23 protein-coding genes are annotated in these 24,965 nt (G+C 35.3%); 15 read left to right on the forward strand and 8 right to left on the reverse strand.

The genetic code is table 11. The annotated features are described in order from the left end of the window. Positions 1-151: 151 nt before the first annotated feature. Positions 152-400, reverse strand: coding sequence for a hypothetical protein (locus TYM08_RS06365; RefSeq protein WP_422382130.1), 249 nt, complete (start codon positions 398-400; stop codon positions 152-154). 1,008 nt (positions 401-1,408) lie between these two features. On the opposite strand from TYM08_RS06365, the gene TYM08_RS06370 reads away from it, so the two are divergent. Next, positions 1,409-1,654, forward strand: a complete 246-nt coding sequence (locus TYM08_RS06370; protein WP_422382131.1) for a hypothetical protein — start codon at positions 1,409-1,411, stop codon at positions 1,652-1,654. Positions 1,655-2,097: 443 nt separating this feature from the next. Here TYM08_RS06370 and TYM08_RS06375 read toward each other — a convergent pair whose 3' ends face one another. Both TYM08_RS06375 and TYM08_RS06380 read right to left on the reverse strand, forming a co-directional pair. After that, positions 2,098-4,959 carry an HD domain-containing phosphohydrolase gene (locus TYM08_RS06375; RefSeq protein ID WP_422382132.1) on the reverse strand — a complete coding sequence of 954 codons (2,862 nt, stop codon included), beginning with the start codon at positions 4,957-4,959 and terminating at the stop codon, positions 2,098-2,100. 301 nt (positions 4,960-5,260) lie between these two features. Next, the gene (locus TYM08_RS06380) at positions 5,261-5,524 is read right to left on the reverse strand and encodes an oxidative damage protection protein (protein ID WP_422382133.1); all 264 of its coding nucleotides are present in this window, start codon (positions 5,522-5,524) and stop codon (positions 5,261-5,263) included. Positions 5,525-5,753: 229 nt separating this feature from the next. Here TYM08_RS06380 and TYM08_RS06385 point away from each other — a divergent pair, with 229 nt between their 5' ends. The 12 genes from TYM08_RS06385 (at position 5,754) to coaE (ending at position 15,430) form a co-directional block, all read left to right on the forward strand. Continuing rightward, positions 5,754-6,869, forward strand: a complete 1,116-nt coding sequence (locus TYM08_RS06385) for a GGDEF domain-containing protein (RefSeq protein WP_422382134.1) — start codon at positions 5,754-5,756, stop codon at positions 6,867-6,869. After that, positions 6,823-7,629, forward strand: a complete 807-nt coding sequence (cobK, locus tag TYM08_RS06390) for a precorrin-6A reductase (RefSeq protein ID WP_422382135.1) — start codon at positions 6,823-6,825, stop codon at positions 7,627-7,629. Before TYM08_RS06385 ends, cobK begins: the two co-directional genes overlap by 47 nt. Further along, a complete protein-coding gene (gene mntA, locus TYM08_RS06395; RefSeq protein WP_422382136.1) occupies positions 7,619-8,017 on the forward strand; it encodes a type VII toxin-antitoxin system MntA family adenylyltransferase antitoxin in 399 nt (132 codons plus the stop codon). The genes cobK and mntA overlap by 11 nt, the downstream gene beginning before the upstream one ends. Then, positions 8,004-8,426, forward strand: coding sequence for a type VII toxin-antitoxin system HepT family RNase toxin (gene hepT, locus TYM08_RS06400; protein ID WP_422382137.1), 423 nt, complete (start codon positions 8,004-8,006; stop codon positions 8,424-8,426). The genes mntA and hepT overlap by 14 nt, the downstream gene beginning before the upstream one ends. Before the next feature lie 39 nt (positions 8,427-8,465). Continuing rightward, complete coding sequence (locus tag TYM08_RS06405) at positions 8,466-9,107, forward strand: precorrin-8X methylmutase (RefSeq protein ID WP_422382138.1); 642 nt, start codon at positions 8,466-8,468, stop codon at positions 9,105-9,107. Next, positions 9,107-10,351: a precorrin-6y C5,15-methyltransferase (decarboxylating) subunit CbiE gene (cbiE, locus tag TYM08_RS06410; protein WP_422382139.1), complete on the forward strand. Its 1,245-nt coding sequence runs from the start codon at positions 9,107-9,109 to the stop codon at positions 10,349-10,351. Before TYM08_RS06405 ends, cbiE begins: the two co-directional genes overlap by 1 nt. Further along, positions 10,348-11,055 (forward strand): precorrin-2 C(20)-methyltransferase, encoded by a 708-nt coding sequence (gene cobI / locus TYM08_RS06415; RefSeq protein ID WP_422382140.1) that lies wholly within the window; start codon positions 10,348-10,350, stop codon positions 11,053-11,055. Before cbiE ends, cobI begins: the two co-directional genes overlap by 4 nt. Then, positions 11,055-11,822, forward strand: coding sequence for a cobalamin biosynthesis protein (locus tag TYM08_RS06420; RefSeq protein ID WP_422382141.1), 768 nt, complete (start codon positions 11,055-11,057; stop codon positions 11,820-11,822). The genes cobI and TYM08_RS06420 overlap by 1 nt, the downstream gene beginning before the upstream one ends. Positions 11,823-11,952: 130 nt before the next feature. Beyond that, positions 11,953-12,408: a DUF695 domain-containing protein gene (locus TYM08_RS06425; protein ID WP_422382142.1), complete on the forward strand. Its 456-nt coding sequence runs from the start codon at positions 11,953-11,955 to the stop codon at positions 12,406-12,408. Between the two features lie 16 nt (positions 12,409-12,424). Continuing rightward, positions 12,425-12,925, forward strand: coding sequence for a hypothetical protein (locus TYM08_RS06430; RefSeq protein WP_422382143.1), 501 nt, complete (start codon positions 12,425-12,427; stop codon positions 12,923-12,925). A gap of 91 nt (positions 12,926-13,016) precedes the next feature. Further along, entirely contained in the window at positions 13,017-13,544 is a 528-nt protein-coding gene (locus TYM08_RS06435; protein WP_422382144.1) for a hypothetical protein, read from the forward strand. A gap of 38 nt (positions 13,545-13,582) precedes the next feature. Beyond that, entirely contained in the window at positions 13,583-15,430 is a 1,848-nt protein-coding gene (gene coaE, locus TYM08_RS06440) for a dephospho-CoA kinase (RefSeq protein ID WP_422382145.1), read from the forward strand. Between the two features lies 1 nt (position 15,431). Here coaE and TYM08_RS06445 read toward each other — a convergent pair whose 3' ends face one another. Next, positions 15,432-15,821, reverse strand: coding sequence for a hypothetical protein (locus TYM08_RS06445; protein WP_422382146.1), 390 nt, complete (start codon positions 15,819-15,821; stop codon positions 15,432-15,434). Between the two features lie 368 nt (positions 15,822-16,189). Here TYM08_RS06445 and ychF point away from each other — a divergent pair, with 368 nt between their 5' ends. Then, positions 16,190-17,284, forward strand: a complete 1,095-nt coding sequence (ychF, locus tag TYM08_RS06450; protein WP_422382147.1) for a redox-regulated ATPase YchF — start codon at positions 16,190-16,192, stop codon at positions 17,282-17,284. Positions 17,285-17,339: 55 nt separating this feature from the next. Here the strand turns inward: ychF and TYM08_RS06455 are convergent, their stop codons facing one another. From TYM08_RS06455 to prfB, 3 genes are all read right to left on the reverse strand, one after another. Continuing rightward, entirely contained in the window at positions 17,340-19,886 is a 2,547-nt protein-coding gene (locus tag TYM08_RS06455) for an EAL domain-containing protein (RefSeq protein WP_422382148.1), read from the reverse strand. A gap of 459 nt (positions 19,887-20,345) precedes the next feature. After that, positions 20,346-20,555 (reverse strand): DNA-directed RNA polymerase subunit omega, encoded by a 210-nt coding sequence (gene rpoZ, locus TYM08_RS06460; RefSeq protein WP_422382149.1) that lies wholly within the window; start codon positions 20,553-20,555, stop codon positions 20,346-20,348. 113 nt (positions 20,556-20,668) lie between these two features. After that, positions 20,669-21,764 (reverse strand): peptide chain release factor 2 gene (prfB, locus tag TYM08_RS06465; RefSeq protein WP_422382150.1). Its coding sequence is split into 2 segments (ribosomal slippage): positions 20,669-21,691 and positions 21,693-21,764, totalling 1,095 coding nucleotides; the frame shifts between segments, so codons are not numbered across the junction. 666 nt (positions 21,765-22,430) lie between these two features. Between prfB and TYM08_RS06470 the strand changes: the two genes are divergently transcribed. After that, positions 22,431-23,753, forward strand: a complete 1,323-nt coding sequence (locus tag TYM08_RS06470; RefSeq protein WP_422382151.1) for a mechanosensitive ion channel family protein — start codon at positions 22,431-22,433, stop codon at positions 23,751-23,753. 197 nt (positions 23,754-23,950) lie between these two features. Here the strand turns inward: TYM08_RS06470 and TYM08_RS06475 are convergent, their stop codons facing one another. Then, on the reverse strand, positions 23,951-24,943 hold the full coding sequence (locus TYM08_RS06475; protein ID WP_422382152.1) for a hypothetical protein: 993 nt from the start codon (positions 24,941-24,943) through the stop codon (positions 23,951-23,953). Between the last annotated feature and the right edge of the window lie 22 nt (positions 24,944-24,965).

Raw genomic sequence — 24,965 nt, forward strand, 5'->3', positions numbered from 1 at the left:
ATAGATTTTTTATTTCAAGCTTCGCATCATTAATTGATGCGAAGTTTTTTATTAGAGATAATTATTTTATAACCTTAAACTCTCCCTCCTGATTTCGAAACCCAAGTACAAACCCAAGTAGCACTTTTACTTACATTTTAAAAAATAACAATTAATTATACGGTCTTGAGCTGCCTGTCCAAGCAGCGTCTATGTAATTATCAAACATCCACGCTACTTTTTGTCGGTCTTTTAAATCATCACTAAAGGCCATATCTGCACAATCTTTAGCGAATATTTCATCAGATTTGTCAATCCAATTTGTTTCACATAATTCAACGGGGCTCTGGGCACAGGCTGAACTGGCGATACCCATTGCAACAGCAGTGGACATGATCGTTTTTTTAACACTATTGAACATACATTTTCCCTTTCTAATATATTAGAAACCAACTAATTGTTGGTGTTTGTTTAATTGAAAAGCAATTTTATATTGGCTATGTTTTAAATTGTTGTTGCAACATTCAAATCACTTTTTACAAACTCAGCAAAGGCATTGTAAATAGTACAATGTATACAATATTTGAGTAAAGTTAGCTAATACACAAAACCATTTCAAATCAAACAGTTACGGTAATAGCAACACAAATGTAAAACATAGCGTTTATATTGCTTGAGGCAGCTTTACTTTGAAAGTTAAAAAATATTTCTAACTAAAGCTCTTAAAACATTCTAAAGGATTATGCATGTCAGACAATAGCAAAGATTCATCTAAATAGACTTCAATCATGATTCAATTATTAGGCGATGAGACAAAAATCAACTCCTGAAGAAGGGGATCATAATGTACATTTCTGTGCTACATAAACTCAGTGTGCGCAAATGTAATGATGGCAGCATCGGTAACATGGGGCCGGCACATTTGAAGATGAAGTACTTTGTAAAATGAATTACAAGAAATATTTTTAAAAAGTAGGGCTGAGTTGCAGTATTTAGTAAATGTTTGCGTTATTATGTAAGCGCTTACATAAAAAGGTGAGGAGGGGGGGAATTCATCAAAAATATATGTTCTTACAAATAAACTCTAGGCATGAATTTTTAGCGAAACCGATGTATTTAGTGTTTTTTGCTGATTCCTTTTTGGTGTAGAGCAATAATTAAAATCAAGTTCCATAAATCTTTCACTACCGACTATAAGCATCAATTGTAATGGCTTTGATACAAATGAAGGCGAAGTCTTTGCTGCAACAGGCCATATGAATTTGGCTAGTAGGGCTGACGTAAATTATTCTTATTTATTAAATCCACTCGAAAATGCTGACTGTCTTGTATTTTGGATTGGTGTTCGACTTATTTAAGGTGTTTACCATGCATGTTATACAAAATGTGATGTCAGAAAGAGAAACATCACCCATACAGGATCAAAAAAATGAATCAAATACTTAAGCAAAAGCTGCAACAGGATCATAGTCACAGACAATCACAGTCAAAGGATTTAGAATTGAAACTTCGACTGCAACAGGAATTGAATCTGTTGCAGGGACTTCCAAAAGAAATGTTACCAACACCTATTTTGAATTCAGATCCTACAGAGGCAAAGACACTGTTAGAAAAATTAAAACTGGAATTGAAGCAGCAAGGGCAGTGCAAACAATTACATCATCCGATTCTTTAGGTTTTTATAAATAGTCCAAGTTGATGAATTAATTGTGCGTGATATTTTTATGACTTAAGACGTTGAATCTAGCTTCTAACTTTAAATAACTAAACAGTTAAATTTTTATCTCAACGAGAAAAATGTCAATTTATCAAACGAATTCTTTATAACAGGATAGATGTATTTTAATCTTAGTAAATATTCGTCAAAATTCATAAAATTGGTTTGAGTTTAGATAAAAAAATAGAGCTTTAAACCCTAAGTGATATGTTTAGTTGATGTGTTTGAGGGTATGTGTTTGAGGGGATGTGTTCGCTCATTTATCCAATGGAAAAGATTCAGAAATCAATAGATAAATGAGGAAATTTTAGACTGTATTTTTACGCAGCAGACAGGAAATATTAGTTAGTTGCAATTGAATAAAAAAGTACGTATTCGATTTCTATTTTGAATTAAGCTATTCAATGTATTCCAGCGATATTTAATATTTCTGTAGTATTTACCTCATCAATTTGAGAAGGCGATAAATATTTTTCAGCGTATTGTTTGTAGGTACCTGTGGTAACAAATAATGAAAAAATCGATGCATCAATTTGATTATGTTTCACCATATTTGCCATGATGGATAACGATTGGGTTAAATTTTTAGCCTCTTTATATGGGCGATCACATGCGGTTAATGCTTCGAAAATATCCGCTACAGCCATAATGCGTTCTGGAATGGTTAATTCACTTGCTTTTAATTTTCGTGGATATCCTGTTCCATCCATTGTTTCATGATGATTCCCTGCAATGTTAGGTACATTTGCTAACTCTTCAGGTAACGGTAACGATTGAAGCATTTTTATGGTTTGCACCATGTGGTTGTTCATAATAAAGCGTTCTTCGTTAGTTAACGTTCCACGTTGAATACAAAGATTATAAATTTCTCCACGATTAAATTCGTATTTAGGTAACTCCATATCAAATCCCCAAATATTTTTAGGATCATCTTTTTCAACATGAGGTTTTCGTGCGCCCCATTCAATCAGTTGTTCTGGTTTATCATCTATTAAATATTCAGTGGCAGGAAGGTGGTCGGCTTTTTTAATTCGACTGGCTTCATCGTAAGACAAACCAATGGTTTTACTAAAATGTCGCTGCCAAGTTTGCATGCCAATTTGTTTGATTTCTTCAATGGTTTGCTCATCTGTAAATTCCGCTCCAATGTTGGTTTTGGCTAATAATTCAAACTCTTTTTGTAATTTTTGCTGTTGTTGTGCACGTTTAAACAAGAGCGTAGTTTCGTCTTTATTTTGATTTAATCCTTTTAAATATTCGATTTCTACATCGCGCCATAATACTTCAAAGCGAGTGCGTATTTCGTGAATGCGATTATAAATTGTTTCCAGTTTTGTTGCTTTATCCACAACGTATTCCGGACTTGTGATTTTCCCACAGTCATGTAACCAAGCTGCGGTTTTAAATTCGTGACGTTGTAATTTATTCATTGTGAAGTGTTCAAAATCTACAGCGTCAGAGTCAATTGCAGCATCTACGATTAATTCTGCTAGGACAGGCACACGCTCGCAATGACCACTTGTATATGGGGATTTTGCATCAATGGTGTCTGCAAGTAATTTTACGATTGAATCTAATAGGGCTTGTTGCGCTTGAATATGATTGCGTGTTGAAATTGCCGTTGCTGCTGATCCTGCAATTTCTTGAATGAAGTTATCTAACGAAATATTTTTTGAAACAATATGATCTGGCAATTCTAATATTAAAGCACCAAGCATTTTTTCATTGTGATCAATTAATGGTGCAACAAACAAATGCTCATTATTAATTTCAATGGTATTTTTTAGTTGGGACTTTATTTTTTTCCAATTCTCATATTTAAGATCTATGCTGTCTGGAAAAATCAAATCAGTGCTGGTTGCTTTTATCATTTTTGACTGATCATTGTGAAATAAATACACCACACCAGATTTAGCAGAGGTAATGGCCATTAAATGTTGAGCAATATGATCAAGAGTCATTTCTCCATTGGGAGCTTGGGCTAATTTATTTGAAATCGCTTGAAAGTTTTTAATGGCTGCAGCCATGTGAGAAGTTAAATCTGCAAGCAGTTGTACTTCTTTTACATTGGATTTCACATCAATTTTTGTATCGAAATTAAATAAACTTAACGCAGTGACTTGTTCAGCCAAGGCTAACAGTGGGCTTGAAACTTGTTTGGCAATGATGCCACTTAAAGAAATTAAAATTAAAATGATGACACCTGATAATGTCAGTTGCTTAATCATATGAGCATTCACTTCAGAAAATAATTCTGATTCCGACACAGCAAATAATAATCGCCAGTCACTCATATTTTGCCCTACAGCTAAACTTAGGCCATACCAGTTGCTTTTATTGACCTCTAGTTTTGTTAATTGCGCAATGGTTTGAGTTTGTTCAGATAATTGAGTTAAAACAGAAACATCTAAATCTGTAATTTTGGCTAGATGGCTATTGCCTTGTTCATCTTGCTGAATCAGTTTTGAGCTGTCTGAATAAGCAATAGCATTGGATTGAACATCTATTAACGCAAGTTGTGTGTGCTGTGAAGGTTGTAATGCTTTTAAAACATTAGATAGATCTCCAAGCGCCGCATCCACACCTACTATAGCACCGGTATTAATATTACGTTGTGCAAACGTTAGCCCTACTTCTTGAGTGGTAAAAAAGATATAAGGTTTAGTGATGATTGTGTCAGTGCTGCTGGATGCAGATTGAAACCAGGGTCTTAAGCGAGGGTCATATTGATAATCTTCAGGTTGAATTTTATTGATGATATTTAAATTTTCATCATAGACAAACCAATTGACTTCTTGAATTTTTCCATCAGATTGACGATCGATGGCTTGTAATAAAAATTTTGCTTGTGGACCTAATCCGTATTGATCTTTTAATGCTTGAGAATTAACAGTGCGTAATAGAAAAAAATCTCCATCGTCATAGCCAAAATAAATCGCACTGAGCAGTTTGTTCATTTCTAATGTTCGAACCAGCACTTTTATGCGCAGTAATCGAGATTCAAAATCCGTTGAAGCAGCAAGTGGATCAAGTTCCAGTAATTGAACCATTTTAATGACAGGATCTGTGATTTGCACAATGCCACTATCAATGGCTTCGGTCATAATTAATGCGGTGCGTTCTACTTGTTCAATTAAAGTGTTGCGATTATTTACATAAGAGATGCTTACAAGTGCTACGGCTAATACAAGCATGCACATAATAATTGAGGCACCAACAAATGCCTGCAAACTTATTCCCTTTTTTAAAAACGGCTTAATCATGATTATTCCTAATTAAATTACTGGATAATTCTAACTATCCCTTTTTCACTAAATGAGATAAATATTGGCTCGAAGTAAAGGCTGTTTGATAGGAGGTAACTGATTTAGAGTTTAGCCGAACATTATTAGAATTGTGTATAGATAATGTGAGAAATTTATAGGATTTTATATGGAAAAGAAACGAGAAATTTACAATCAAGTGGTTTAAAAATATTACTCTTATTGAGCAGTTTTGTTTGGGTTACAACATAAAAAGGATGCATCATTACATTTAATAGCATCCTGATTTAGTTAAATTGATTTATTCTTTGAACCCTTCAGCCTGATCAAAGTCTTCATTAGTAAGAAATTTGTCCATCTGTTCTAGTAAGTATTTTCTGTGTTCAGGATTCATAAGGCTCAATTCTTTTTCATTAATTAAGCGAGTTTGATGATCTTGCCACTGTTTCCATGCTTGTTTGGAGTAATTGGCCAATATTTCATCGCCTTTGGCGTTAGGCATAGGCGCAAAATCTAAGCCTTCTAATTCTTTGTTTAGTTTTTTACAAAATACAATATTACTCATGATTGTGTTCTCTTTTATTTAGGCAGCATAGGTATTAAACTATAGTTGCCTTTTATATGGCATGAAACATGAAGGATAACGTCAAAATAACTTTACTTCATCAATTATATGTATCAAATTGTTAAATTAGACACTTTGGACAATGTTATCAGTTAAAGGTGTGTTACTTTGGTACAATCAAATATTTGGCGTTATTTTATTAGTCACTTAAGGGTTCATTTGGGGCATTATGAATATTAATTTAAGGAGAGTGCGTTCACGTAGAGTGGGGCGTGCAATACTATACGCATCATTCATCAAACATGTTTTTTTGTATATTGTCTTTTTGCTTAGCGGCTGGTCTGTGATGGGGGTAATGGGGGCAATGATGCTTTTATTTATCAGCGCGTCAATGTACTTTGAAAGTATAGAGAAAAGACGTTATACCTTCTTTTTGATGTTGACCTCCATGTTATTTTATTGGATTGGAGCCGAGATTTTATTGGGTTCTCAATATGGTTATCATCATGTTATTTGGCCTTTAGTCGTAGTGATGGTTTTACTGGATGTATTACATGGTAAACCATTATATGCAATGCTAGGATTATGTGTGGCAGTGTTAGTGGGTACTTACTTTTTGCCAGAAGTTGGTATTTTAAATGTCGCTTCCGACAATTTAATGACATTTTTCAACCTTTTCTTTCTTTTGGTATCCTGTTTGATTGTGATTCCAGTGATGGTTTACTTCCATCAAAGTAATATTGAAGTGCTTCATAAGTTGAACGAACAAGCCAATACTGATGAATTAACCAGTCTGTATAACCGCCGAAGAATGCTAGAAGACATCAATTTGCAGCAAGCGCTTAGTGAACGAAATGATGGAAGTTTTAGTTTGATTTTGGGAGATATTGATTTTTTCAAGCAATTAAATGATACCTTCGGCCATGCTGCAGGCGATGCCGCTTTAAAACATTTAGCAAAATTACTTAAAGATACAGTACGCAAAACAGACAGTGTGTCTAGATGGGGCGGTGAAGAATTTTTAATATTATTGTCTGGGTCCCACGAAAAAGAAGCCTTGCACTTTGCTAATACTTTAAGAGAATTGGTTGAGAAGCAAAAAATAGAATACGATCATAAACAATTACAAATTACATTAAGTTTTGGGGTGGCGCATTATAAAATGGGTCAAACTATTGAACGCACCATACATAATGCAGATTTAGCGCTGTATCAGGCTAAAGTTCATGGCAGAAATAGAGTAGTATTACACCAGCCATCCATGAAACATATGCCTAGTTCTGTCAAACAAAATGAAAATGCAATCAAAAATAACGCCCACCAAAAAGACGTTGAGTCCGTATAAAATATTAATATTAGGCGGGACTTCTGATGCCAGAAGACTCGCCACCTCTCTTATCAACTCCCAAATTGCTGTTATTTATTCCATCGCGGGATTAGTGCGCACTCCAGATTTAGCCTGCCAGATTCACATTGGCGGATTCAGTCAATATGGTGGAATGCAACATTATTTAAAAGATCAAGACATCCAATGTGTACTAGATGCCACTCATCCATTTGCTGTGAATATATCCAATAAAGCTCAGCAGGCCTGTAGTCTTTGTCAAACCCAATACATTCGATTTGAAAGGCCGCAATGGAACCAGTATCCCAATGATAAATGGACATCAATAATTCAATGGTCAGAAGTGTTTGGGGCACTCAAACACCAAAAAAACGTCTTTCTAACCGCAGGGCAAACCCCTCACGATATTCTTGTTAAATTATCTAAACAAACCAAAAATCTATTTTTACGTACTGCAGTTCAACCCAAAGAAGCATTACCAAACAACGTTAATTGGATAAAAGCAATCGGCCCGTTTGATCAAGTAAGTGAACAGCAATGGTTGAAAGATAACCAAATCGATTTGATTATCAGTAAAAATAGCGGAGGGCAGGCCACTTATGGCAAAATAGCCGCCGCACGCGAGCTGGGTATTGATGTGATCATGTTTCAGCGTCCAGCTATTTTACATGTGCCATCTGATCAATCGTTTGCATTTAATACTCTAGATCAATGCATCGAACATATCTGCAATCTAAATGGGTCGATTTATGAACATTAAAAATATCATTGTTGAAAAATTAATCTTAATAGAGCCCGAAATTGAACTGATTTATTTATTTGGTTCGATGGCCTCTAATACAAACAAAGCCCAAAGTGATGTAGATGTGGCTTTTTTCTCTCAAAAGAAAATAGACAATGTACAGAGATGGGAGATAGCACAGTCCTTAGCGTTAGTGCTTAATATGGATGTCGATTTAGTTAATCTTGATGAGTGCTCAACCGTAATGCGTTTTCAAGTTGTGACGGAAGGTATGGTGTTATATGACAAATTTGATAAAGCTGATATGTTCGATACTACAACCATCAGCATGTACCAACATTTACAAGAAGCAAGAAAGCCAATGATTGATGATTATATGGAGCGAATGAGTCATGCAAAAAGATAAATCAAACATCGATGGTGTTCTGTTAAATAAGTCGGCCACCATTGTTCGATGTTTAAAAAGAATCAACGAAGAGTTTTGTGATTCTGAAGAATTTAAAATGAATTTTACCAAACAAGATTCCGTCGTTTTAAATTTACATCGCGTATGCGAAGCCAGTATCGATATGGCAAATCGTTATATCCGTTTGCATAAGTTAGAACTCGTACAAAGTGCACGAGATGCATTCGTAATTTTGCATAAAAATCACATCATTGATCAAGTACTTAGTGAAAACCTACAAAAAATGGTTGGGCTTAGAAATATAGCGGTACACGATTATCAGTCTTTAAATATTGAAATCGTGAAATCAATCGTAAATAAACATTTAGTTGATTTCGAAAACTTCAATCAAGTCATGTTAAGCGCTTAATTTTCTTATTTTAAACACCCTTTAGAAAACTATTAAAAAATGAATTTTATATACGAACCCAATCCTCAAAAAATTGAAGAAAAAAGCTTTCAGTTAATTCGTGAACAAACGGATTTAACTAGCTTTGACAAAGAGCAAACACAAGTTGTGATGCGTATCGTACATAGCGTGGGTTTGCCTGAAGTCGCCACATTAGTTCGCTTCAGCCCCAATGCTTGTCAAAAAGGATTAGAAGCCATTAAAAATAACGCCGCCATTTTGTGTGACGTTGAAATGGTCAAACAAGGCATAACTAAACGATTGATTTCAAAAGAACCCTATTGTTTTTTGAATCACCCAGACGTACCAGCGCTTGCTAAAAAAATTAAAAACACACGCACCATGGCGGCAATGGATTATTGGACACCCTATTTAAAAGACTCCATCGTTGTGATCGGAAATGCCCCCACTGCGTTATTTGGTTTATTACAAAAAATAAAAGAAGGCGCAGACAAACCCGCTTTAATTATTGGCATGCCAGTAGGGTTTGTAGGCGCGGCAGAATCTAAAGATGCACTGTGGCAACACTTTGAAGAGTTAGGGTTAGAATGCATTACCTTATTAGGTAAACAAGGTGGCAGTGCGGTTTCTTCTGCTACTGTTAATGCGTTATTACGTTGTCATGCAGGAATGTATTTTTAATGAAAATTTATGTGATTGGCTTGGGTGTACAACAGCATTCTGATTTTTCAAAAGAAGTGGTTGCTGTCTTAAATTCTGCAGATGTCATTTTTGGCTCACCGCGCCAACACGAAGTGATCAATCATCAAATTAATCATACGCGTACACAAGCCTTACCAAAATTATCAATGCTGAAAGAACAAATCACAGAACATAAAACCATTGTGATATTAGCCTCGGGCGATCCGCTTTATTATGGCATTGGTCGATGGGTGTCACAGCAGTTTGAGTCTGATCAATTAGTTTTTTACCCTGCTGTTTCAAGTATTCAATCTGCCTGTCATCAATTAGGTTTGTCATTACAAGACTGTGAAGTCATCAGTTTACACGGCCGGCCTTTATCAAATATCAAACGCAAATTGTTAGCCCATACTAATCTTGTAATTTTAACGGATCAAAACAGTCAGCCCAAACATTTAGCAAATGAGTGTTTAATAGCAGGGCTAACCGATGCGATTATTTATGTGTGTGAACAATTAGGGTATGCCGATCAAAAAGTAAAATCATTTACGGTTGATGAATTATTAAAAACCGATATTAAATTTGATCCACTGCATGTGAGTGTTATAAAAACAGGACAACAAACTTCAAAACTACCCAGTTTTCCAGGGTTTGAAGATCATCTATTTATTACCGATGGTGAATCAGGAAAAGGTATGATGACCAAGCGCGAAGTGCGTTTGAATATACTGTCGTTATTGTCAATTCAAAACCAAGATGTAATTTGGGATGTGGGCGCAGGGTGTGGTTCAATTTGTGTCGAATTGGCGTATTGGAATAACAATACAAATATTGTAGCCATTGAGCATCACCCAGAACGTTTAGAGTGTCTACAAGCTAATAAACAAAAATTTGGTGTGAATAATTTATCGATTGTTAATGCTAAAGCACCAAGTGGTTTTGCGAATCTTCCTAAACCCAATAAAGTATTTATTGGTGGGAGCGGGGGGGAGTTAAACGAAATTTTAAAACAAGTTTGGCAAACTTTACCCATTGGCGGACTACTTGTAGCCAGTGCCGTCACTGAAAATACAAAACATCAATTACTTGAGTTTATGCAAGCACAACAACTCCACCAACAATGCGACAGCCAAACCTTTCAAATTGCAGTAAGCCAGTCAAAAAAATTAGCAGGGCAAATTATGTATCGACCAAATTTACCAGTGACCCTGTTCAAGCTAACAAAAACGGAAATCACACAATGAGTGTATATATAGGCTGTTTTGTAGGGGTAGGCGTGGGGCCGGGTGATCCAGAATTAATGACACTTAAAGCGGTAAGGCATATTGAATCAGCCGACGTGATTGCGTTTTTAGTCAACGATAAAGGCCATTCTCAAGCCAAAGACATTGCAAATTTATTTATTGAATCACAAACGCTATTGCCAATTTTAATGCCTATGGCTGATGATGCAAAAGTAGGCGATGCCGTTTACGACCAAGCAAGCGAACAGATACAATCGCTTTTAGATGACAACAAAAAAGTGGTGTTTTTATGCGAAGGCGATCCGCTTTTTTACGCGTCATTTACTTATTTATTATCACGCTTAGATCATAACTCAACTTTAGTTGTACCAGGCATCAGCTCACCACAATCTGCTGCCTGTGCATTACAACATCCATTAACTATGTTAACAGAATCGTATTGTGTGATTACAGGTAGGCACGATGACGCGTTTATTGAATCGACTTTAAAAAATTACGATTCAATTGTGATTATGAAAGCAGGACGCGCACGAGTTAAAATACTTAACTGTCTAGAAAATTCCAACCGATTAAATGAGGCCAAATATTTAGAATACATCGGTCGAGATAATGAATTCATCGAAGAAGACGTCACGCAATTAGACAAACAGGCCGGGCCGTATTTTTCAATGTTTGTAGTAACCAAAAAAGATAGGCCAAGATAATGAGCGTATTAAAGGTGTGTATTATTGCGCTAACGGAACAAGGGTTAATTCTTGCTAATCGCTTAAATTCATTAGTTGAAAACAGTGAAGTATTATACAAACCAAAACCGTTTACCCAAACCGTTCAAGAGCATTTTAAACAGGGTCATCGTTTAATATTTATCAGCGCAACGGGTATTGTGGTTCGAACATTAGCGCCAGTATTGCAGGACAAATATAAAGATCCCGCAGTATTGGTATTAGACGAACAGGGTGAGTTTGTGATTCCACTGTTAAGTGGGCACGAAGGTGGCGCCAATGATTTTGCTGCAACAATTGCAAATAAAATAAATGCTAAGTTAGTACAAACTACCGCTAAAGCTTACGTTAAACCTATTTATACAATTGGATTAGGCTGCGAGCGAAACTGTCCTATTTCTTTTGTGCAATCGTTAATCACACAAGCACTCTTCGATGCCAATCTAGAACTAAGCCAAATAAAAAGCATCAACAGCATCGATATTAAAGCGGATGAACAAGCGTTTATGGCATTAAGTACATTGCTCAATATTCCATTCAATACATTTGATGTACCTACATTACAAACGGTAGAAGATCAGTTAAGCATTAAATCGGATTATATATTTCAAACCGTGGGGGTGTATGGCGTGGCAGAATCTTCCGCACTTTGTGGGGCGAGTAAGATCACAGGTAATGAATCAGAATTAGTCTTAAATAAAATCAAAAATACAAAAGCCACTGTGGCCATAGCAAGAAGTTACCCATAACCTACCCGAAATTTACTGTAGGTTCGGGATTCATTGTGAAAAAACATTCAAAAATCAAAACCATTGAACTCAACCCCAAAAACTGGATAATTCCCCTCCAAATCAATCAACCTAAAAAGTGATCAAAATCGTGTCAGAGCCTAAAAAAGTAAGCATTACCGTCCCTGTAGAAAGTTATGAATTAGTTGAATTGAAGGGTAATAATAAACCAGCAATTTGCTTAGTTAATAAAAGCTTAGTCGCGTTTAAACACCAAGAAGTATTTCCATGGTTTTGTACTCTTACATTAGATTTACAAAATTTAGATGACAAAGACATGCCGACGGATGCTGAAAAAGAAGTACTAAATACGTTTTTTAAAAAATTAGATGTCGAATTAAAGAAAAATCACAACGCATTGTTTGTTGCCCGTGTAACATGGAATAAAACACAGCAACTTGTGTGGCGTTTGCACGACCCTGTGATTGCCGATGATTTTATTCAAAGCATTATTGAAACTGAAGATCACCCAAGAGCATTTGATTACGCAATTAACCAAGACCCAACTTGGAATAAATCAAAGTGGTTATTGGATCCTTTGAAATAATATTGAATCATAATTTATGAATACATTAATATTTCAAATACATATTGAACAGTGGGATAAAGGTCAAAAAGCACCAGATGAAGTAATGTTAGGTGAATACAAAACTCGATGCTTTCCCATTCAAGCCAAACCCAAATTTTTCATATTAAATTCAAACTGCATAATTGATCGTCATAGTAATAGTGATGATCAATCAACAGATGCAATAACACGCAAGCTTAAAACCAGTTTGTTAAAAGATGGCTCTGTGATGTTAGAGCAATTTTTAGTTAAAGCGTCTGATGGAATTATTGAGTTAAGTTATCAACATAAAAATGGACAGTTAGAGTTAATAGGACAATTGAATGATGGCTGGTTACAAGCGAGTTTTACTTGGCGTAAATCTGTGGAGCAAGATAATCAGATTTTTTGGCTTTATGAGAAAGTGACACTTAATGCTGCTTTTGTGGAAGAATTTGAATGTGATTATTTTTTAAGTCATGGCCCTCAAAAAAGTATACAGATTGAAAGTGAGTAAGGCGGTTTGGTTGGCTTACCCTTGTTTATTGTTGCTAATTAAAATCTAAGTTAGAATGTCCATCCATATATTAAATATTAATGGATACACAATGCGTATTACGATCACCTTTATTTTAACACTTCTAATCAGTCTAAAATCATTTTCAAACCCACCTGAAATTATTAAATTAACCGATACGCTTTCATCAATACCCGGTGTTATAGATGTTGAAATTGGTAAATTAGATATTGAAGAAATAGAAGAAGATCATTTTGGTTTACTTCCGTTTGCTGAATATCCATTAGGTGCCATATCTCGAACGCAAGGTGGTAAAGATAAAGAACTAGTTATTTATATGGATTTCAAAATCACTCCCGATGCAAAAGGACTTCGTGCACTTGAATTTATTTCTTGGTGGGTCAAAGATGAAGCACGCGCAGGATCACCTATGCAAATTAGAAGTGTTGCTCTTCCACCTATTATAGGTCAATTTGGAAATACATTGAAATTCACGATTGATTATTTTTATATCGATCCTAATCAAGATATTAAAAAATTGATATCAACCATAGGTGAAATAGCTGATGATTTAGAATTAATGATTGAGCTATATAAAGATGTTATCTTTAAAGACTAATATCAACAATCTAACCTCTCAATGCTGGGTGTAATTAAATGATTAAAATCGGAATAACCGGATCAATTGGAAGCGGCAAATCTACTTTAGCCAAGCACGCATCGGTTGAATTAGGCATTGCTGTTTTTGATGCAGACCAAATAGTTAACGATCTGTATTCTGATAATGATGATTTAAAGACATTCATTAGAAATAATTGTGGTGATGATTTTATTCAAAATAATCAAGTGGATCGCAATAAACTAAAAACAATTTTATTAGACCCGAAGCAAATCGCGCTTTGGAAATCCATCGAGCAAGAAGTACATAAGCTTGTTTGGCAACAATATGAATTATTTGTTGCGCAACAAATCAAAGCCGGCGCATCCTTTATAATCGCAGATATTCCGTTTTTATTTGAAACAAAAAGCGAATCGTATTTTGATTACAGTATTAATGTGTTCTTACCTTATGAGCAACAAAAAATACGAGCACTCAATCGTCAGACACCCAAATTAACGTCAGCCGATTTTGAAAAACGTTATTCTGTATTTATGCCAATTGAACAACGAAATATCCGAGCAGATTTTGTTGTCGATAACTCAGGTGAGTTAGAGGCAAGTGTATTGCAGCTTCGATTGTGTTTAGCTCAAATGGTTGATTGTCATAAAATTGAATCCGAGCCATTAAATTATAATACCTCTGCTGTTTATGTCGGTTCGTTTGACCCTATGACACTTGGACATGTAGATGTTGTAAAAAGTGCTGCAAAAATGCCATATCCTAAATTGTATGTGGCCATTGGAATTAACCCAAATAAAAAACCGATGTTTACTGTAGATCAACGACTTGCCATGATCGAGCGAGAAATGGATCGCGATGTTCGTCCGTTTTTAGGCGCAAATCAAGAAGTGATCGTGACCGCATACGAAGGCTTAACGGTCGATTTTATGGAAAGTGTCGGTTCGTCATTTTGTGTGCGAGGTTTACGTGGCATTAAAGACCTTGAAGAAGAAGGGGATTTAGCGGCGGTTAATAGAGGTTTGTTTGCAGATTCTTTAACCGAGCCTGGGGTACAAAGTTTTTCACAAGCTTATTTTGCTACGACTAATCCAGATTTACGTCATGTGTCCTCTTCGTTTGCTCGTGGAATTTGTTTGAATACCAACAAAGACTTGTCGTTATTACGGTATGTGTCTTCTGATGTTGCAGCTAAAATGATTGCAAAGCGCGATCAAATCAATAGAGCTAAAAATAGTTACAGAACACCCACAAAACAAGAGGTGAATCAGCTTGAATTAATTTGGAATGCATTACCAATAGGTGATTCATTATTAGCGAATCAAATATTTTTAGACCTAATGAATCATTATAGTGAGTCACACCGTACCTATCATAATATAGGGCACTTAGTAGAATTGTTTGAGTATTTTGAACAGTATAAATATAAACTAAATGATCCTACTTCTGTTGCAATGGCTTTGTTTTTTCATGATGTGATTTATGACGTATCAAGTTCAAGTAACGAAAAAAATAGCACAATATATGCACGTAAAGCCCTTAAAAAATTAAATGTAGATGTAAAAATTATTGATCGTGTTGAAGCGCTTATAAACATGACGGCTTCACATGATGTGACTGATAATGATGAAGACTCGAAACTGTTTCTTGATATGGATATGGCAATATTAGGTGTATCAAATACCCAGTATATTAAATATTGTAAAGCAGTGGAATGTGAGTATTTATCTCATTATTCAATCGAACAATTCAAAAAAGGACGAAAGGATTTTTTATCAGTTTTTAAAGAAAAAGATAGAGTGTTTCTAACGGATGAGTTTGAAAATACACTGGGTGAAAATGTGTTTGTGAACATTAAAAGTGAGTATCTTAAATTGCAGGGGTAATTTAATTTTTATTTATAACCCAATTTAGATCAGCGTTTTTATTAAAAAAATCTTCCTTTGAATGGTAATTAGCATGTAATCGAGTTACCCATGCTTCATAAGCTGGGTAAATGGTTTGATAGTCTTTTATTAGGTTTATTGACTCATCTGAAGAATAGGCGATGACAAACCCATTGGTTTGATGATGTAAATCTATAATGATGAATTCATTGTTTGTGAAATTTATTCTCTTACCATTTAATGGTGTGAAATATCCCTCTGTTTTAAATGAGTGTTTAATTGTTGATATGGATTTTTTAATGTTTCTTGATTGTGATGTAAAGTGTGAAGTGGCAAGTATCATTATGCTGATAATAATTAAAATTAAAGAATATGCTAAAGGTTTATTCATTTCAAATTGTTAGTTAGTAAAGAGTGTCAGGATTAGGCTTGATTTTATTAAGTTAGTTCCGTGTCAAAAGAACAGTACTCTGGGTTTTAAATAGTAATAATGACTAATTTAAATTATTTAGGATTAAAAGTTGGATTCAGTCTATAAAATCAACTATTTTCAGAACCTTTGACCAGTATTAAGTATTAAGCTTGGGATTATGTGTGCTGCTCTTGATATCATAATTAATTGATTAATATTGTAACTCAGTGTCAAGTCCAAACACCTCAAAACCACCTCTATATTTCCCCTCACTTTTTGCGTACAATGCGCGTTTTTTTTACAGCAATAACGGCTGTATCTACACACAGAACATAGAGGCGATCAAAATGGGTATTAAATGTGGCATTGTTGGACTTCCAAACGTTGGTAAATCCACGTTATTTAATGCGTTAACTAAATCGGGTGTTGGGGCGTCAAACTTCCCATTTTGTACCATTGAGCCAAACACGGGTGTGGTAGCCATTCCTGATCCTCGCTTAACGGCATTGGCTCAAATCGTTAAACCTCAAAAAACCATCGCAACTACAATGGAGTTTGTTGATATTGCAGGTTTGGTTGAAGGTGCATCTAAAGGTGAGGGTCTTGGTAACCAGTTTTTAGCTAATATCCGCGAAACAGATGCCATTGCGCACGTTGTACGTTGTTTTGAAGACGATAACGTGATTCACGTTGCTAACAAGATTGACCCTGCTGATGATATCGACATCATCAACACTGAATTAGCATTAGCGGATTTAGAGTCAATTGATAAGCAAATTTTTCGTTTAGCGAAAAAAGCAAAAGGCCAAGACAAAGAAGCCATCCGTCAGATTGAGATTCTTAAAAAAGCTAAACCACATTTAGAAGCTGGAAAGCCATTACGTTCTTTAGAGTTGGAAGAAGAAGAAGCGTTATCGTTAGATAAAGAATTCCACATGCTAACGATCAAAAAGACTATGTACATTGCTAATGTTGATGAAGATGGTTTTGAAAATAACCCACATTTAGATGTTGTGCGTAAAATTGCTGAAGAAGAAGGCGCAAGTTTAGTTGTAGTATGTAACCAACTTGAAGCTGAAATCTCTGAATTAGAAGACGAAGAAAAATTAGAGTTTTTAGAAGGCATTGGCATGACAGAGCCTGGTTTGGATCGTGTGATTCGAGCAGGTTATGAATTATTAGGTTTGCAAACTTACTTCACAGCAGGTGTACAAGAAGTACGCGCTTGGACTGTGAAAAAAGGCGCTACTGGCCCACAAGCCGCTGGTGTTATCCATGGCGATTTCGAACGTGGATTCATTCGAGCTGAAACCATCGCTTATGATGATTTTATTGAGTTTAAAGGCGAGGCGGGTGCGAAAGAAGCCGGTAAGTTACGCGCTGAAGGTAAATCTTATATTGTTAAAGATGGTGATGTCCTTCATTTCTTGTTTAATGTTTAAGCATTAAGTATTAAACAAATAAGGGCTTTCGCCCTTTTTTTGTATCTGTCATTTATTAATTATTCTTTAAAAAGTCAGGCTGATCCATGGGTTGTTGGACATAGTATCCTTGAAAGTATCGAATGCCACTGTCCCATAAACTTGAAAACTCATCGGCGGTTTCTACGCAACTTGCTACGATATGAATGTTATTTTCTATTAAATGTTGAATCACCGATTGTTGTAATTGGGTTTGTGCATTCACTAATTGTGGTTTGATTGTGGGTTCAATTTTTATATACGACGGTTGTAAAATATTAGTGATTTTTACTGTGGTTTCATTTAAATCACTATGATCAATACAAATTGAGCAATTAAGTTGTTTGACTTTTTCTGTAAAAATTCGTGCTTGTTCAAAATGTTTGATTACCCAAGGTTCGGTTAATTCAAATATGATTCTATTTTTTCCCATTAATCGATGACTGGTTAATTGATTGCTAAACCAGGGTAATATTTTATTTAAATTGTCTTCTTCAGTATTGTTTGATGGTAGTAATTTTAAAATTAAATCCGCTTCTTGAGATATTTTATTATGGGAGCTTAATTCTGCTAGTGCTTTTTGAATGATTTTACGATTAAACTCATGGGCTAAATCCTGTTGGATGATAATAGGGAAAAACAAACCAGGATCAAAGCAAAGGTTATGGTTGTCACATAATCGCGCATAGGCTTCAAACACTGCGAGATTTTTCTGAACATCTACAATTGGCTGATATTTCATAAAAATACCATCGTTTTTAAATGCTGAGACAATATCTGCTTTTGTTGGATCTTGCTGTGTGGAAATTACTTTTTGTCCTTCTAAATTTGAATTTTCTGTGTTGCTATGATGGTCTGGTAAAATGTTTTCTGTCTGGATCGCATTGTTTGTTTCGTTTAATAAAGTAAGACTAGAGGTATTGATTGAATTTGAGATACGCATGATTTTTATCGATTGTGAATTACTTGGTATTTGTCTAAGTACTGAATCGGTGAAATCAATTATGGTATCTAAATTATGAGTATCGTTTATTTCTGATCCAACGCATTGGAATATAAGTTTTAAATCATAAGGTTTGGCAAAAAAATGTAAATTTGAAAGTGTGTCTGCAAGTACTGTTAACTCTTCAATGGCATGATGTTCATCAATAATTTCTTTAATTAATAAATAATCAAATATTCCATTTTGGCAAACAATATCATTGTTTAATAATAATGCTTCTAAAGTTTTTTTAGTGATGTTTGCAAGTTTTTGTTTTTGGCTGAACCCTAAATGATCAATAGGATTACCATTTGATAAATAAGAAATTTTAATATTAAAACAAAAATGTGAGGCTGATTTTTGGTCTATTTTTAAATGATTGAATATATATTGATACTCATTTAAAAACGATTCTGTGCTGAGAATTTTTGGAAATTTTTCTTCGTTAATATCAATGTTGTACATGGATGTTAAATGTTGTGCTAACGGTTGTGCTAAATGTTGAGTTAAATGAATTTGATGCTTACCTAGTATATAAATTCTATTGGTTAACTGATCAAAACGTTTTGCGCAGTCTGTCATATTGTGAACCGCATATTTTATTAACTTTTCACCAATGGTGTTATTAGGTTTGGTTGATGCATAAAATATTGGTAATAAACAGGTTTGTGGGTGGCTTTGTAACAGTTCAACTAATTCAATGGTGATTCTTTGTTCAATATCAAATAATAAAACGATCTGTGCTTTTTGCTCGATGCAGTCATAAACTAACTCTAAGGGGGTCATTGCACAATGTAGATTGATTTTGCGCTGTTGCATAATTGAACATAACGCATCGGTTTGTTTCGCGTGAATAAATAACCCAACAACATTAATTGTGGGCGACTCATTTTGCGAAGGATCAATTAATGCATTGAATTGACTCTCCAAAATTGGGACTTGTAAAAAGTCGGTACATTTAAAACGAATGGCATTTAAACGAATATGTGCATCAGTTCTTGGGCTTACGGCAATAACGTTTTTGCATTTTAAATGAATGTCTTTAATGTAAATGAATGAATCTTGATTAGGAATACTTTCATCTAAATAAACAAGTACGGCATCAAAGGATTGTTGTTCAAGTTGTTTTTGTAAAAGTTCAAAGGTATGAAACACAGAAATGTTAGCGTTGGGTTTTTCGGTAAAAATATGATCAATCTTTTCTTTATTTTTAGATTTAATTAATAGAGCAACGTGAAATTTTATTTGTTTTGGTTGGCTTTTTTCACTGGTAATGGATTCAATGGTTTTTGAGCCGCAAAGGGTATCTATTTTTTTTTGGATTTTTTTAAACTCATTAATATCTGGTGAACGTTTTTCATTTAAAATATCTGAAAATAGGCGATGGATGTCCACTGTTTGGTAATATAAATCAAAATATTGTTGCTGCTCGCTGATACTAATTAGCTTAAGAAGGGTTTTATCAAGATTATTGAAAGTGGATTCAACCCAGCCAACGTTTACTAGTTTATTCCAGATTGTCTGTATTTTTTGTAAGTGCACAGGCAGTTGACTCAAAAATTGAGTGTTGTCATGTTGTTTGTGATTCAACATATTGCTCATTGAAATCTCTTTTTTAAAAATGAATGTTGAAGTATTTATCTATGACCATGTAAAGCTAGGTCATAAAAATTTAGGCTTTTATTAATGTGTATTAATAAATCGTTTTTAGCTTTAGTAAGTATAGGAATTAATCGGATTAAAAAGGGTAAAAAAGTGTTAACGCAAATGAATATGGCGCCTAGAAATCTAAGGTGTGAATATCTAAAAAAGTCAGAAAACTGTTATTAGAGAAGGGTGTATGTAATAAATTGTAAATAAATTTTAATTTAGGTTAAGCAGTTGATGCTTAATGATTTGATTGGTTATTTGTTGTCATCAATGGTGGCTATGATGTTTTGATTAGTGATCGTGTGATTTAATGGAAATCAGGAGGGTGGCAGTTGTTTTTTACTTTGAGTTGTTCAAAAAAAAGCCAGTATTCACTGGCTTTTTTTATTTGATACTCGTTAATTTAAAAATTTACGATTCAATTCTTTTTAGTATGCTTGGTCCAACTTTGCCTTCTGCAATTTCACGTAAAGCGATAACAGTCGGTTTGTCGTTTTCTTCAGGAACCATTGGCTCGTGGCCACCTGTAGCAATTTGGCGCGCACGTTTTGATGCAACCATGATTAATTCAAAGCGGTTATCAACGTTTTCTAAACAGTCTTCAACAGTAACTCGTGCCATGTTGGTGTTCTCCTCAATGCTGTTTGCGCAGCTTAAATTAATAAACAGCGCATTTTACTGATTGTAGCTAAATGTACAAGTAAAATTACCATTTAGCTGCAATCTATGTTAACTCAAAGCCCTTTTTTAAGGGACGCTTCAATAAACTTGTCCAATCCGCCGTCTAATACGTTCTGTGTGCTAGAGCTTTCAACGCCTGTTCTCAAGTCTTTTATGCGTGAAGAGTCAAGCACATACGAGCGAATTTGGCTGCCCCAACCAATGTCGGATTTGCTGTCTTCTAACGCTTGGCTTTCAGCATTTCGAATTTGTAATTCACGCTCATATAATTTTGCACGAATTTGTTTCATGGCTTGGTCTTTGTTTTTATGCTGAGAGCGCTCGTCCTGACACTGAGTAACTACACCTGTTGGTACGTGAGTAATACGTACCGCAGATTCGGTGGTGTTAACGTGCTGACCACCGGCGCCTGATGCACGGTATACATCAATGCGTAAATCCGCAGGGTTAATGTCGATTTCAATATCATCATCAATTTCAGGGGAAACAAACACCGAACAAAACGAAGTGTGACGTTTGGAGTTAGAATCAAACGGCGATTTACGAACCAAACGATGCACGCCTGTTTCGGTGCGCAACCAACCATAAGCGTACTCGCCTTCAAAGTGTATCGTAGCTGATTTTACCCCTGCAACATCACCGGCTGAACATTCTGTTAGTTTGACTTTAAAGCCTTTTTGCTCGCCAAATCGTAAAAACATACGCAGTACCATTTCGGCCCAGTCTTGTGCTTCAGTTCCGCCTGAGCCCGATTGAATATCCAAATACGCATTGTTGGGGTCCATAGGGTTTGAGAACATACGGCGAAACTCAAGCTTAGCAAGCAATGCTTCTGTTTTACTTAGCTCAGATTTGACTTCATCTACACTGTCGATGTCTTCTTCTTCTACGGCCATGTCTAGTAATTCTTCAGCATCAGACAGCGCTTGATCCATTTCTTCAATGGTTTTCACAACCATTTCTAAAGAAGAGCGCTCTTGGCCTAAGGCCTGAGCTTTTTCAGGATCGTCCCAAATGGCAGAGCCACCTAGTTCTAATTCAACTTCGGTTAAACGTTCTTTTTTGACATCAAAGTCAAAGATACCCCCTGAGAGTATCAGTACGGGTTTGTTGGTCTTTAATTTGTTCGCGAATCGGATTAACTTCCAAGGCAAGGCTCCAGAATAAATGTATGGTTTAAAAATGCGCGATTTTAACGGTTGGCGGGGAATTAGGGAAGGCTATATTGATTTAATGATAATTTTTGGATCTGACCCTAGGCTAAGAAATGGATGATGACTTGCCTTTACAACAAAGCAGGGATCGATTAAAACCGAATTTGGATCTGACCTTAATACCTGAAAGTGGATGTCACTTCTAGTTATCTAAAAGTGGGTGTCACTTCTAGCTTCACTTCTAGCTATCCTAGTTAATATCTAAAAGTGGGTGTCACTTCTAGCTTCACTTCTAGCTATCCTAGTTAATATCTAAAAGTGGGTGTCACTTCTAGCTATCGGTGTCACTTCTAGTTATCTTTACAGTGTATCCAGAAATTAATAAGTCATATTTTTGGGGTTGGTAAAAATAGACTCAAATTACTTCGTAGAAACGATTGGTAATGCTGCAACTGAAGATTTAGTTAGAAAGTTTGTACAAAATCTATCAATTAATCGAAATGTGGATTGTAAATAGATTCATGCGACCAGCTTGACTTGTTTTAAAGCACGTCGCTTATAGCGGGATAGGCAGGATTTTTATGTAGATTTCATCGGAGGTTTTATTATAGTCTGTATGGGATTAAGTAAGCACTTTGACTGTTTTTTATAGGAAAAATACATGAATTTTGAATTTCTAAATGAGTACTTCGCGCAAATAATACAAAGCGTTGCTCAACATATGTCTCAATCCACTACTTATTTTCAATTAGTCGCGATGCTCGCTGTGTATCTGATCGCTTATTTGTGTTCAAAACACATTCGCAAAAGACTGAAAATAACCAGAGATGAGCCGATTATAGGAGCACATATATTACTTAAATTAATCTACCGAATAGGTGGGGCTTTTTTTCCTATTCTGACTATTTTGTTGCTGCGAATTATGATGGAAGTGATGCAAAACTTACATTATCCCGTTTGGATTATTAACGCTGCTTTAATAATAGCGGTATTATTGTTTTACAATTCAATGGTGAAAGTGTTTGTGCCTACTAAAGGTGTCGCATTTTTATTTCGTTTGGTTGGTTTAATCATTTTAGTCCTACATTTTTTGGGTTTTTTAGGTCCTGTAGTTTCAATACTGGAAACCATATCGCTATCGATAGGTAATTTTGAATTATCTGCTTATGGCGTGGTTAGAGTATTTATTTTCGGTGGATTTTTATTTTGGCTAGGAAGGGTGTCAAATAGTTACGGCCAAGAAGTGATACGTAAACAAAACTCTTTGGATGTTCGCACCAAAGAAGTGTTCTCAAAACTTTATGCTGTCGGGTTATTCTGTGTTATTGCCATTTTATTATTGAACGTGATGGGGGTGAATTTAACCACTTTAGCAGTATTTGGTGGGGCAGTAGGGGTGGGATTGGGATTAGGGTTGCAGTCCATCGCTTCTAATTTTATTTCAGGAATTATCATTTTACTTGATCGATCATTAACGGTAGGGGATTTTGTTGAATTAGATGATGGGCGCAAAGGGTTCGTACGCGAGTTTTGCATGCGTTATGCCGTTTTAGAAACTTACGATGGTAAAGATATTCTTGTCCCAAATGAAAAATTTATTTCGTCATTATTGATTAACTGGACACATAAAGATCCAAAGCAGCGTTATCGAGTGGATTTTACAGTGCCCTATGTAACCAATGTTCGTGAGATGGTTGAATTTATAAAAGTTGCAGTCGCAAAACACCCGCAAGTCATTGCTGAGCCAGGCACGCCATTTGAGGAATTACCCGATTGTGAAATTGACAGTTTTGGTGATTCAGGCGTAAATATGTTTGTTGAATTTTGGATGGCAGGCATAGATGATGGGAAAAATCGAGTAGGTGGTGATTTGATGTTAATTATCTTGGAAACATTAAAAGAAAACGGGATTGAAATGCCGTTCCCTCAACGAGAAGTTAAAATTTTAAATGATAATATGCAGGCTGTTAAAAAAGTGGAATGATCTCACTTTGATTTTACATTTGCAGTGCGATTGAATTTTATGATTCTTCTAATAAATTCGATCGTACACAAAGTTTGTAATTATTATGGTTAAACAGTCAAAGTTGGCAAAAGGATGCATTAGGCACCATGTGAACTTGTAAGTTGTTCGAAAATATAAGTGAGTAACTTTCTCTTAATTTTCCCTTAACTCGTTGATTATCCAAATAACGACTTCGCTTTTTTCATGCCTGCTGTTTTATTAATATCACAATGTTTCATCGCATTGTAAATACTTTTAATTGATCCAACCATGCGATGAAATTGTTTACCATAATTTTGCGCACTATATAAAAACTCATCAGGGTCAATATTCAACTCAGTTAATAATGAGGGCGTATTTTTGTTGATCGACGCCTTATTGTCTCGTAATTGTTTTCCTGTCCATTCCACTAACTCAATATAAGCGCTGACTTTAATCGAAATATCATTTTTCTTGGTTGTAGAATAGTTTCCCGTTAATTTTGATAACTCTTTAGGTTGCTGATTAACGTGATTAATATTGTTGGCTTGTTTTGCTTTTTCATAGCGTTTTTTAATTGAAGTGCATTCTGATTTTTGAATGGTTTTGCTCATGTTTGCACGAATAGGGTTTAAGTCTACGTAAGCCATGCAAGTTAATAATGCTTGTTCATCTAATAATGCCTGTGACTTAAAGCGAGACTCCCAAAAACGACCTTTGCAATCATCTTCCTTGTTAGCAATACGCGCCAAAGGTTCGTTAATATTACGCATAAACCAACTGATATCATGTAGTTTTTTACGGCAGTTTTCAGCAAATTCTAAAACTAAATCAGATTCAATTTCACTTAAATTTTTGCCTTTTACATATGATCTAGATAATTCAGTGCCCTTGTAAATCTTGTGCCAACGGGTAATTACCTCCAATGGTGTCCATTCATCTGAATTGCTTTTGTACACATCCAAAATAACATGATAATGGTTGCTCATCACGGCATAAGCACAAACATCAATGGCAAACACAGTGGTTAAAAAAAGAATACGATCCTCAATCCATTGTCTACGATCAATTTTGTCTGGATCATCTTTTGAATGATCATCAAGGATGAAGGCTTTTCTGACTGCGCGTGTACAACAATGGAATTTTGTGGTTAAAGTGAGATCAATCTGTGCGGAGCGTTTAATAGCCATAATCATCGTCATCTAATTGAGT

This window comes from Marinicellulosiphila megalodicopiae (genome assembly GCF_045862395.1).
Classification (GTDB): Bacteria; Pseudomonadota; Gammaproteobacteria; order Pseudomonadales; family Natronospirillaceae; genus Marinicellulosiphila; species Marinicellulosiphila megalodicopiae.